The 11,701-nt window shown below is 69.8% G+C and carries 11 protein-coding genes; 7 read left to right on the forward strand and 4 right to left on the reverse strand.

Annotation, left to right across the window (positions count from 1 at the left end; all coding sequences use genetic code 11):
* Nucleotides 1–50 precede the first annotated feature (50 nt).
* The 5 genes from ACFSE6_RS07735 to ACFSE6_RS07755 all read left to right on the forward strand — a co-directional run bounded on the left by ACFSE6_RS07735 (nt 51) and on the right by ACFSE6_RS07755 (nt 4,963).
* Entirely contained in the window at nt 51–584 is a 534-nt protein-coding gene (locus ACFSE6_RS07735) for a dihydrofolate reductase family protein (protein ID WP_388004566.1), read from the forward strand.
* Nucleotides 581–1,630, forward strand: a complete 1,050-nt coding sequence (locus ACFSE6_RS07740; RefSeq protein ID WP_388004570.1) for an RNA polymerase subunit sigma-70 — start codon at nt 581–583, stop codon at nt 1,628–1,630. The genes ACFSE6_RS07735 and ACFSE6_RS07740 overlap by 4 nt, the downstream gene beginning before the upstream one ends.
* A 166-nt stretch (nt 1,631–1,796) precedes the next feature.
* A complete protein-coding gene (locus ACFSE6_RS07745; RefSeq protein WP_388004573.1) occupies nt 1,797–3,425 on the forward strand; it encodes an ABC-F family ATP-binding cassette domain-containing protein in 1,629 nt (542 codons plus the stop codon).
* A gap of 53 nt (nt 3,426–3,478) precedes the next feature.
* Nucleotides 3,479–4,066, forward strand: coding sequence for a TetR/AcrR family transcriptional regulator (locus ACFSE6_RS07750; RefSeq protein ID WP_388004576.1), 588 nt, complete (start codon nt 3,479–3,481; stop codon nt 4,064–4,066).
* A 9-nt stretch (nt 4,067–4,075) separates the two neighbouring features.
* Nucleotides 4,076–4,963 (forward strand): alpha/beta fold hydrolase, encoded by an 888-nt coding sequence (locus tag ACFSE6_RS07755; protein WP_388004579.1) that lies wholly within the window; start codon nt 4,076–4,078, stop codon nt 4,961–4,963.
* Between the two features lie 26 nt (nt 4,964–4,989).
* Here ACFSE6_RS07755 and ACFSE6_RS07760 read toward each other — a convergent pair whose 3' ends face one another.
* The 3 genes from ACFSE6_RS07760 to ACFSE6_RS07770 all read right to left on the reverse strand — a co-directional run bounded on the left by ACFSE6_RS07760 (nt 4,990) and on the right by ACFSE6_RS07770 (nt 8,714).
* On the reverse strand, nt 4,990–5,793 hold the full coding sequence (locus ACFSE6_RS07760; protein ID WP_388004582.1) for a VOC family protein: 804 nt from the start codon (nt 5,791–5,793) through the stop codon (nt 4,990–4,992).
* Nucleotides 5,794–5,880: 87 nt separating this feature from the next.
* Entirely contained in the window at nt 5,881–7,341 is a 1,461-nt protein-coding gene (locus ACFSE6_RS07765; protein ID WP_388004585.1) for a sulfatase family protein, read from the reverse strand.
* Nucleotides 7,342–7,400: 59 nt separating this feature from the next.
* A complete protein-coding gene (locus tag ACFSE6_RS07770) occupies nt 7,401–8,714 on the reverse strand; it encodes an MFS transporter (RefSeq protein ID WP_388004588.1) in 1,314 nt (437 codons plus the stop codon).
* Between the two features lie 121 nt (nt 8,715–8,835).
* On the opposite strand from ACFSE6_RS07770, the gene ACFSE6_RS07775 reads away from it, so the two are divergent.
* On the forward strand, nt 8,836–9,807 hold the full coding sequence (locus tag ACFSE6_RS07775) for a sugar-binding transcriptional regulator (RefSeq protein ID WP_388004591.1): 972 nt from the start codon (nt 8,836–8,838) through the stop codon (nt 9,805–9,807).
* An 84-nt stretch (nt 9,808–9,891) separates the two neighbouring features.
* Here ACFSE6_RS07775 and ACFSE6_RS07780 read toward each other — a convergent pair whose 3' ends face one another.
* Complete coding sequence (locus ACFSE6_RS07780; protein ID WP_388004594.1) at nt 9,892–11,049, reverse strand: FAD-dependent oxidoreductase; 1,158 nt, start codon at nt 11,047–11,049, stop codon at nt 9,892–9,894.
* An 88-nt stretch (nt 11,050–11,137) separates the two neighbouring features.
* Between ACFSE6_RS07780 and ACFSE6_RS07785 the strand changes: the two genes are divergently transcribed.
* A complete protein-coding gene (locus tag ACFSE6_RS07785) occupies nt 11,138–11,686 on the forward strand; it encodes a TetR/AcrR family transcriptional regulator (RefSeq protein ID WP_388004597.1) in 549 nt (182 codons plus the stop codon).
* Nucleotides 11,687–11,701 lie beyond the last annotated feature (15 nt).

The following is an 11,701-nucleotide window of genomic DNA, read 5'->3' on the forward strand; positions in this document are numbered from 1 at the left end:
CTATCACTGTGACGGGCCGAACGGCGGCCCCCACGAGAAAGGTCGGATCGATGATCCTCACCAGTCACTTCATCACGCTCGACGGCGTGGTCCAGGCTCCGGAAGACTGGCACGCGTCCTTCGCGTCGGACGAGCAGTACGACGTCATGCGCAGCCAGCTGGCTCGCCTCGACGGCCACCTCATCGGACGGCGCACATACGACGAGTTCGCCGCCTACTGGCCACACCAGGACGGGGAGGTCCCGTTGGCCGACGAGACGAACAGCCTGCACAAGTTCGTGGTGTCCTCGACCGCCGAAGTCGGCTACCAACCGGCCGAGGTCATCGCCGCCGACGCGCGCACCGCCGTCGCCGAGGTCGAGCGCCGTGGCCTGACGGTCGGCGTGTACGGCGCCACCCGCCTGACCCGGGCACTCCTGTCCATCGACGCCGTCGACGAGATGCAGTTCTATCTCGACCCGGTCGTTCTCGGCACGGGTGAGCGGCTCTTCGACGCCGGCGTCGGCCAATCGCGATTGGTCCTCGGAGCTGCTCGCGAGCTGCCGCACGGCGTGATGCACCTGACCTACCGGAGGTCGGCGTGACAGGCCCCGGGAAGAAGACGGGGCGCCGCGAGGCGCTCGAGGCCGAACTCGCCCGGCAACGGCCGCGGCTGAGGCTGCACTGCTACCAGATGGTCGGCAACCTCGACGACGCCGACGACCTCACTCAGGAGACGGCGTTACGGGCCTGGCGTGGTTGGCAGACCTATCGAGGCAACTCGTCCCTGACCACCTGGCTGTACCAGATCGCGTCCCACGCCTGCCTCGACCATCTACGGCGCCGGGCGCGGGAACGCCGTCCCCACGTCCCGGCGTCGGACTTCCCGAGCGTCCCGGCCCAGGTAGCCGTTCCGTGGCTGCAGCCCTACACGGATGAGGCGGTCGGCCTGGCCGCCGGCACTGCGGAGCGGGCGCCCGGACCCGAGGACCGGACGCTCGCGCGTGAGACCGTCCGCCTCACCTTCGTCGCCGCGGTCCAGTTCCTCCCGCCACGCCAGCGTGTGGCCTTGTTGTTGCGGGACGGACTCGACTGGCCGGTGCACCGGTGTGCCGAGACGCTGGAGACATCACCGGCGGCGGTCAACAGCGCCGTGCAGCGTGCCCGCGCGAGGATGCGGGACGTGCTCGGGGTCGATCCGGACCGATGGGACGCCGGCGAGCGTGCCGGACCGCTGGTGGAGGAGTACATCGCGGCGATCGAGTCGGCCGACGACGCACGCATCGCCCGGCTGCTGCACACCGAGGTCCAGGTCAGTCACGCCCCGTGGGCGGGCGGGAACATGACCGACGACGTCGTCTGGTACGGCGGTGTGGACACTGTCCTCGACGGGTGGGCACCGATTCTGCACACCGACGACGCACCCGAGATGATCCTGCGGCCGGTGGCCCTGAACGGCGACGTCGGGATCGCCTCGTGGATCCGCGGGCGGGGGGCACGCGAATGGGAGACGTTCTCCCTGAACGCTTTGCGTGTCCGGGACGGACGCGTCCTGGAGATCTCGACCTTCGGTGCGGAGTTGTTCGCCAGGCTCGGCCTGCCGCCGATCCCGCCAAAAATGGGGTGGCGCCAGGCGTCACGTCCCCGTTAATGTGCGAGCGCCCTGTTGTCGAGGTCTGGAGTGACCGGTGGAGCTTGCGTTCGCTGCCGCGCCCACGCGCTGACCCGGCGACGCCCCACCTCAGGGCTGCAGTCCCGCGCACCGACTTCTCGGTCGCGCCCGGTGTCAGTGCTCCGCACACACCGGAAGGACTCCTATGTCTACGTTGACCTTCGACCGCGTCTCGTTCCGCTGGCCGGACGGTACCCCTGCGCTGACCGACGTGAGCGGGAGTTTCGGCCACCGCCGCACCGGACTGGTGGGCCGGAACGGCTCGGGCAAGACCACGCTGCTGCGGCTGGCCGCCGGCGAACTCACGCCGACGTCCGGACACGTCTGCCGGGACGGGGCCGTGGCCTACCTGCCCCAAACACTGACCCTGGACGTGACCCGGCCGGTGCCGGAGCTGCTCGGGATCGCCGCACCGCTCGCCGCGGTCCGTGCCATCGAATCCGGTGAGGTCGACCCGGCGCTCTTCGACGCCGTCGGGGACCACTGGGACATCGAGGCCCGTGCCCGGGCGGCGCTGGCCGAGGCCGGACTGCCCGAGGACGCGCTGGACCGCGCCGTCGGGACGCTCTCCGGTGGCGAGGTGGTGCTGGCGGCCGTCACCGGCATGCGGCTGCGGCGCGCGCCCCTCACGCTGTTGGACGAGCCGACGAACAACCTCGATCGCGACTCGCGCGAGCGCCTCTACGGCATGGTGCGCACATGGCGCGGAGCGCTCGTGGTCGTCAGTCACGATGTCACGCTGCTCGACCTGATGGATGAGACGGTCGAGCTTTACGACAACGAGCTGACCGTCTTCGGCGGGCCGTACTCGGCCTGGCGTTCCTGGCTCGAGACCGAACAGGCCGCGGCGGCGCAGGCCGAGCGGGACGCCGCCAAGGCCCTGCGGAAGGAGAAGCGGCAACGGATCGAGGCCGAGACGAAGCTGGCCCGACGGCAGCGGTATGCGAGAACGGACTACGAGAACAAACGCCGGCCGCGCATCATCATGAAGCTGCGGGACCGTGAGGCCCAGGTCTCAGCGGGCAAGCTTCGCGGGGAGGTGCGGCAGAAGGAGTCCGCCGCGCGGTCCGCGTTGGAGGCGGCCGAGCGCCGAGTCCGCGAGGACACGTCGGTCACGATCGACCTGCCCGACCCGGGCGTGCCTGCGGGCCGGCAGATCGCGACGGTGGGCGACGGCGTGCGGTCGTGGGTCGTCCAAGGTCTCGAGGTCGTGGCGCTCACCGGACCCAACGGCGGCGGCAAGACCACGCTGCTGCGCCGGCTGATCGGCGCGCCGGCACCCGAGGGGCTGCTCCCGGGATTCCGCCACGAGCTCCACGTGCCGCACGTCGGCTACCTGCCGCAGCGGGTGGACGACCTCGACGACGACGCCTCGGTGCTGGACAACGTCCGGCACGCCGCGCCGGACACTCCGGAGGGGCAGCTGCGCAACCGGCTGGCCCGGTTCCACCTCCGCGGCGGCACTGTAGGTCACCGGCTCGGCAGCCTCTCGGGGGGTGAGCGATTCCGGGTGGCGTTGGCGCGCCTGCTTCTGGCGGAGCCACCGCCCCAGGTACTCGTGCTGGACGAGCCGACGAACAACCTCGATCTGGAGACCGTCGACCAACTGGTCGGTGCCGTGAACGCCTACCGCGGGGCAGTCCTCGTCGTCAGCCACGACGAGACGTTCCTCCGGCGTCTGGATCCGGACCTGGTGCTGGAGTTGCGCGAGGGAGAACTGAACGAACGCGACCTGCACGTGGACTCGCCGGGCCACCAGGGCGGCGACGAGTGAGTCGGCACCGGCACCCACTTCCCTAGATCGCACGGTCGTACTATTTTGTCACCGTGTCCAAGGGAGCCGCCACGCGGCACGGCATTCTGGTGCACGGGGTCGAGGCGGCCTACCGCGTCGGCCTCGGCGGCCTGACCATCGGCGAGCTCGCCCGCGCCACCGGGATGAGCAAGTCCGGTCTCTTCGCGCACTTCCGTTCCAAGGAGTCCCTCCAGCTCGAGGTCCTCGGGCAGGCGCGGGAGAAGTTCGTCTCCGCGGTCATCCGCCCCGCGCTGGCGACGCGGCGCGGCGAGCCGCGGGTGCGCGAGCTCTTCGAGCGGTGGCTCGACTGCGCCCTGCGCCGGGACCCGGGCGGCTGTCTCTTCGTGAAGGCCGCCACCGAGCTCGACGAGCAGACCGGCCCGGTGCGGGACCAGCTCGCCCAGGACCACCGCGATCTGTACGACTCGATCGCGCAGATGTTCCGCACCGGGATCGCCGAGGGGCACTTCCGCTCCGACGCCGACCCGGACCAGTTCGCCTTCGATCTCGACGGTCTCATGCTCGCCAGCTACCACTGGACTCGGCTGCTCGGCGATCCGACGGCCGAGCGGCGCGCCCGGTGCAGCTTCGAGGCGCTCCTCGATTCGATACGCGCCTGAGAGGACCAGATGACGACGATGCACCCCGGCCGTACCCAGACGCGCACGATCGTTCGTGCTTTTGTGCCGACGATCCAGCTCGCGGCGATCCGTGCGGGCTTCGCCGTGCTCGAGCCGGTGGCGCCGAGGGCTGCGTCATGGTGGGCGTTGCGGCTGTGGACCACGCTTCCGCGGAACGGGGGACGACGGCGCGACGAACGTCCGCACCCGGGAACGGCGTCCGCGGTTTCGGTCGACGGCCGCACCGTGGTCGTCGAGACCTGGGGCGAAGGGCCGCCCGTCTATCTCGTTCACGGGTGGGGTGGCTGGCGCGGTCAGCTCGGCAGGTTCGTCGACCCGTTCGTCCGCGCGGGCCGGACGGTCGTCGCCTTCGACGCACCGGGCCACGGCTCGTCGGACCCCGGCGGCCTGGGACCAGGCCGCGGCAATGCCCTGGAACTGGCGCGTTCGCTCGCCGCGGTCTCGGCGGTGCACGGGGAACCCGAAGCCGTGATCGCGCACTCGTTGGGCTGTGCCACCTCGGTGGTGGCGTTGCGGGACGGACTGGGTGTCGGCCGGCTGGTGTGTGTCGCGCCGTCGGTGGACGCCATGGTCTCGGTCAGCGGCACCGCGCAGCTGCTGGGCTTCGGCCGGCGGACCACTGCGGCGCTGATCGATCGCATCGAGAACCTGGCGGGGCGGCCGCTGAGCGACTTCGACCCGTCGACCTACGGCGATGTCCCACCGACGCTCATCGTGCACGACCGCCGTGACAAGGAGGTCCCGTACGAGCAGGCCGAGCGCCTGGCCCGTGCCTGGCCCTCGGCAGACCTCGTCACCACCGACGGGCTCGGCCACCAGCGGATCCTGCGCGACCAGAGCGTGATCGAGCGGGTCGTGGAGTTCGTGGCCGGGTAAGGGACGGGCGTCGCAGACGCAGAGGGCTAACGCTCGACGCCCACGATCAGTCCGTCGTCGTCGATATACAGCGCCAGGCCGTCGAGACCGAGCCGGTCGAGCTCCCACGACCCGCACATCTCGGTGAACCCGTCCAGCGACTCCACGCTCTCGGTGAGGACGACGGCCTGGAACCCAGGTGCCTCGAGCTGCGGCCGGCGCAGATGCGTCTGCGCCGAGTAGGTGAAGACCTCTAACACACCGGGTCCGGACGCGTGCAGATACGTGATGCGGAAACCCCGCGAGTCCTGCGGTTGCTCGAGCGCCCCCGCTGGGCGAAATCCCAGCGGGCGATACCGCTCGCCAGCAGCCTGCGCGTCGGCGACCGTGAGGGCGACGTGGTCGAAACGTGGCCGTTCCGGCGGGCCGAGCGCCCGCTCCGCCGCAACGGCCTCGGCGTCGAGCACGTCGCTGTACTGCACGTCACCCTCGACGAGTTCGAGGAGTGTGCCGTCCGGGTCGTAGAAGAACGTGATCCGCACGCCACCGACGGCGTCCAGCGGCTTGAGATGGAACGGCACGCCGGCATCCGCCAGGCGCTCGGCGTACGGATCCACCCGGTCGACCTTCAGTCCGATGTGACGGAACCCGCGTTGCAGATCGTCCGGATCCCATGTCGACGCCTTGCCGCGTGCGCCGAGCGCACGCAGGTGCAGCGTCGCGGTCACGAGATCGAGATCGGCGCCGTGCCTCGTTGCCTCCCCGATCAGACGCGCATCGAGCAGATCCCGGTAGAACGCGACCGCGCGCTCGACGTCGAGTGTGTTGACGACAACGGACCTGACCGCCATGGTCTCCTCCCGTACCCGTACGTGATGGGGTGCACACGATTCGGGCACGGTACCGCCCGCGGTTCGGCAGCGGTGAGCGCGACCGCCTCAGCGGTGCTCCTTGCCGAAGTCTGCGGTGTGCAGTGCGCTGCGAGCGCGCCAGCGGGCCACGACGTCGCGTAGTCGCTCGCGTGCTTGGCCGGCCTCGGACCCGGCCGGGGCGTCCCAGAGTGTGTGCTCCTCGAACGGGTCGGCATGCAAGTCGAAGAGCTGCCCGTCGTCGGAGTCGACGAACTCGACGTACTTCCACCGATCGTCCCGGACCATCGTCATCAGCTCGGTACCGGTCAGGATCATGTCCCTGGCGTGCTCGGAGAAGACGTGGTCACGGCCGGCCCACTGCGCACCGCGCAGCGCGGGCACCAGAGACTCGGCCTCCATCCAGCCGGGGACGTCGAGACCGGCCAGCTCGAGCACCGTGGGACCGAGATCCATCATCGCCGTCAGGCCGTCGAGCTGCCGGTCCGCGGCGATGCCGGGGCCCCAGACGATGGCCGGGACACGCACGGACGGGTCGTACATCGTCCACTTTTGGCTGTGCCCGTGATCGCCGAGGCAGTCGCCATGGTCGGATGTGAAGATGATGACGGTGTTGTCCAGGACACCACGTCGCTCGAGCGCATCGATGACCAGACCCATCTGTTCGTCGATCTGGCTGACCTCGGCGTAGTAATGGCGTCGCTGACGCCGCGCCGCCTCCTCGCTCGACATCGGTTGATGCACCACGGAGTCGTGGTCGTTCTCCTCATGGTGCTGGCGCAACTCGTGGAGCGCCGCCGGCTGGCGCGCGAGGTCCTCCTCGGAGCGGACGGGCAGCGGCACATCCCGGTCCTGGTACGCCTCGAGATGGCGGCTGACCGGATCGTAGGGCGGATGCGGCCCGGGGAAACCGATCTGCAGGAAGAACGGCTCGTCGCCGGGGTAGGTCTCCAGCCACCACCGGGCATGCCCCGCGACGAAGTTGTTCGAGTGCAACTCCTCGGGCAGCTCCCACTCGAACGCCCCGAGCCGGTCACGGTAGTCAGCACGTTTGCGGTGCTCCGTGCGCGTGGGCTTGGTGTACCCGTGGCTCCACAACGCCTTGTCCCACTGGTCGTGGAAGAACGGCACGTTCGGATGGTCCCGGTCCTTGTTCTCCACCACGGTCCGCTCGTGGAACCCGAGCGGCGTCTCCCACGGGTGAGTGTGCATCTTGCCGACGTTCACGCAGTGATACCCGGACCGTGCGAGCGCCTCCACCCACGAGTGACGCCAGAGCTCTTCGTTCCTCAGGACGCCGAGCGAATGCGGGTACAGGCCCGTGAACAAGCTCGCCCGCGACGGCGAGCACGACGGCGCCGAGACGTAGGTGCGTGTGAACGTCGTGCCCTCGCGGACCAGTCGGTCCAGGTTCGGGGTGTCGACGTGGTCGAACCCGAGCGCGTTGATCGTGTCGAACCGCTGCTGGTCGGTGATGACGAAGACGATGTTCGGACGTCGGTCGGTCTCCGCTGATGCGGCCTGTTGCACGGGTGAGTACTCCATTTCCAGGGGAACGGTTTCCAAGTTGATCGGTCGACGCCGCGCGGTCAACGCGTCGGGACGGGCTCGGAGTCGGTCAGGGTGTTGCGGAAGGTTTCGCGGTGGACGAGCAGGCAGACCAGGCTCACTGCGCAGACGACGGCCAGATAGATGGCCACCGGCCAGTAGGACTGCGAGAAGGCTGCGGCGAGCGCCGTCGCGATCGCCGGCGTCGGTGCACCGCCGAGCAGGGCCGAGCTCTGGTAGGCCACGCCGATGCCCGTGTAGCGGGTGCTCGTGCTGAACATCTCGGCGAACAAGGTGCCCTGAATGGCGAACATGCAGCCGGTGCCGACCGCGAGCATGAGTACGATCATCAGCCAGGCGAGAGGGACGTTGCCGCTCTCCAGCGCCGGGAAGTAGGCGAACCCGAGCGTGCCGCAGACCACGATGCCGAACATGTATACGGGCCGGCGTCCGATCCGGTCCGAGAGCGCACCGACGAACGGGATGACGGCGATCTCGACGGCGGATGCCACGACGAAGCCGTTGAGCATGACGTGCTCGGGCATGCCGAGGTGGGTCGTGGCGAACGCGATGCCGAAGACGTTGATGACGTTGAAGGTCACCGCGTCGGCCATCCGGGCACCGATCGCGAGCACGACGTTCTTCGGATGACCACGCAGCAGCGCCATCAGCGGCATCCGCTCGGTGGTGGACCGGTCCGCCTGGAACGCCTCCGTCTCCGGGAGCGCCTTACGGATGTAGATCGCCACCACGAGGAAAAGGCCGCTGAGCAGGAACGGCACGCGCCATCCCCACGAGTACAGGCTCCCCTCGGGCAACGTCTGGACCACGGCGAAGATGCCGGTCGCGGCGAGGAGCCCCAGCGGCGTCCCGAGCTGGTGGACGCTGCCCATGATGCCGCGGCGACCGGTCGGCGCGTTCTCGAGTGCGACAAGCGCGCCGCCGCCGAACTCCCCGCCGATGCCCAGGCCCTGGACGAGACGAAGCAGCACGAGCAGGACCGCCGCCCAGGGACCGAGCGAGCCGTAGGTCGGCAGCAGGCCGACCAGGAAGGTGCATCCGCCCATCAGCAGGACCGTGATGAGCAGCATCCGGCGCCTGCCCACGCGATCACCGAAGTGGCCGAAGAGGACGGCGCCGATGGGCCGCGCCACAAAGCCGGCGGCGAACGTTCCGAATGACTCGATCATCCCCGCCGTCGTGGAGGAGTTCGGGAAGAACAGGGTCGGAAAGACCAGCCCGGCAGCGATGCCGAAGAGATAGAAGTCGTACCACTCGAGAAAGGACCCGGACATGGCCGCGGTGAGTGCCTGACGCGGCTTGGTGCGGGTGATGCCTTGCGGTTGTGCTGACACCATCGTCTCCTGACGCTCATCTGAGAGTTCGTGGAACTCATCTGAGCGCGACGGTAGAGTGGCAACCCTGGCGCGGTCAACCCCGTGCCGGATGATCGTGTCCGTCGGCTCGGGAGGTCTCATGGCGAGCACGTCGGTGCCGGAGGACGGCGCGGCCGGCCGGGACACAGGCGAGACGACGGCGCAGATGCTGACCGTGGCGCGGCGGTACTACTGGGAGGACCAGTCGAAGGTCGGGATCGCACGCGACCTGGGACTCAGCCGTTTCCAGGTCGCTCGGTTGCTGCAGGAAGCCCGCCGCACCGGCCTGGTCCGCATCGAGATCGGGTCCCCCGGTCACATCGATGACGGCCTCTCACGTCAGCTGGCCGAGGAGCTCCACGTCGAACGCGCCGTCGTCGTCGAATCCCATCCGACCTCGGCGCAGACGACGTTCGACCTGCTCGGATCGGCTCTCGCGAAGGAATTGGAACGCGTCGTGACCGTCGACGCCACGGTCGGGATCGCGTGGAGCCGCGCGATGCCGGCCATGGCACGCACGCTGCGCCGTCTCGACCGCTGCACGGTCGTGCAGGTCTCCGGCGCCGTCTATCCGCCGGCCGGGCTCCCCGGATCGGTGGAGGTCACACGGGATGTCGCCGCAGCAGCGGGCGGCACGGCGCACATCCTCTACGCGCCGCTGGTGGTACCCGACGCCGAGACAGCGGCCGGCCTCCGCCGTCAGCCGGAGATCGCGGCCACCCTGGCCGAGGCCGACGACCTCGACGTCGCCGTGCTGTCCGTCGGTGCCTGGCACGCGGGGGCGTCCGCGGTGTATGAGCTGCTGAGCGAACGCCAGCACGACGAACTCGCCCAGCACGACATCCACGGCGAGGTCTCCGGCCGGCTGCTCGATGCCGCCGGCGAGCCCGTGGTCAGTCCGCTCGACGACCGCGTCATCGGCGCCACGCTCGACCAGCTGCGCCGGGCACGCCGACGCATCACGACGGCCAGCGGCGCCGACCGGCGCGAGGCCACCCTCGCCGTCGTGCGCGCGGGCCTGGCACAGACGCTGATCGTGGACAGCGAGCTGGCCGAGGCCCTGCTCCGGTAGTCAGGCGCGACGCCTGACGGGGGAACGACGAACGTTCCGAGGTCGCGCTCCGGCCCGCTGTGCCGCACTCGCGCACGTCAAGCCTCAGACCCTCCGGTCGGACCGATCCAGTCCCGCCAGCTGCCGGGCCAGGGCGCGCTGGAAGGCCGGGAGCCGGCCGACCAGGGAGAGGGCGGCATTGCGCACCGGCCGCGCCGCGCCGGGCACCGTGGCCAGCGACGTGAGCCGTCCGGCGAGGCGGATGACCTGGCGAGCCTTGGGCAGCTGGACCTCCGAGTAGGTGTCGAGCGCCGCGTCCGAGTCACCATCCAGCACGCGGGCGAGGGCTTCGCCGAGATGGACGGCGTCGTCGAGGCCAAGGTTCATACCCTGACCACCGGCGGGCGAGTGGACGTGGGAGGCGTCGCCCGCGAGCAGGATCCGCCCGGCGCGGAAGGACTCGGCAAGCCGTTCGTGCACTCGAAATCGGGAGCCCCAGACCACCTCCTGGACCACCGCGGGCCACCGCTTCGGACCGCGAACATCGAGCAGGCGCTGGACGAAAGGGACGTCGGGATGCTCGGGCGCCTCGGAGACAGCGGCCACGACCCGGTGCAGTCCGTCGGGCAGAGGGGCGAGAACGAGCGTCCCGGCCGGCGAGAAGTAGAGGATGACGTCTCGGCCAGGCACACCGGAGCTGAGCCTGATGTCGGCAAGGCTGAACGACTGCGATGCCGTATCTCCGCTGAAGCTGATGCCGGACTGCTCGCGCACCGTGCTGTGCATCCCGTCGGCGCCGACGACGTACTCCGCCCGGATGCGGCGCCCGCCATCCAGGATGGCGAGGACCCCGTCGACCTCCTGGTCGAGTCGGTCGACGGCGACGGGCCGGACCACATCGCCCCCGAGCTCCCGGAGCCGAGCGAGCAGGTAGGCCTCGGTGTCCGCCTGCGAGAGCATCAGGGCGTACGGGTAGTCGGTGGGGAGGGTCGTGAACGGCGCCGGGATCAGGATCGCGTCCCGGTCACGAACGGTGAACCGGGGCGTGTGGACCCCGCGGTCGACCATCTGCCGAACCACGCCGTACGGACTGAGCAGCTCAAGGGTGCGCGGATGCACCACCGCAGCGCGGGAGGTGTTCGCCGCCTCGGCCTGTGCATCGACGACGGTGACCGCGTGGCCGTGATGACGCAGTACGACGGCGGTGGCCAGCCCCACCGGGCCAGCTCCGACGACCAGGACGCGGGTGGTCGAGGGCAGCATGGGCGGTTCCTTCCGAAGTCAACGCGTGTTGACCTCAGTCGATCATCACCTGACGGACAAGTCAACAGCTGTTGACTAACATCGAGACATGAGACGCTCCGCCGCCGAGACCACGCAGCTGATCCGCGCCTCCGCCCGCGAGCGGTTCGCCCGCGACGGATACGACGGCACGACGATCCGCGCCATCGCGCAGGACGTCGGGATCGACCCAGCCCTGGTCATGCGCCGCGTCGGATCGAAGGAAGCGCTGTTCGCCGACGTCGTCGACCTCGACCTGCGACTGCCTGACCTGTCCCGCGTGCCGGCTGAGGAGATCGGAGCCGTGCTCGCCGCGCACTTCCTGGATCGCTGGGAAGGGGAGGATGAGCTGCTGACGATCCTGCTGCGCTCGGCGGCCACCACACCGGCGGCCGCCGACCGGCTCCGCGCCATCTTCGCCGACCAGGTGGTCGGGGCCATGCAGAAGCTCGGACTCGATCGGTCCGACGCGACGTACCGGGCAGGTCTGGTCGCGACCCAGATGCTAGGCCTGGGGATGTGCCGCTACATCCTCCAACTCCCCCCGGTCGTCGACATGGAGCGCGACCAGGTGGTCGGCACCGTCGGACCGACGCTGCAGCGCTACCTCATCGCGTGAGCTGGGTGCGCCGTA

Source organism: Georgenia deserti (assembly GCF_042680605.1).
Classification (GTDB): Bacteria; Actinomycetota; Actinomycetes; order Actinomycetales; family Actinomycetaceae; genus Allobogoriella; species Allobogoriella deserti.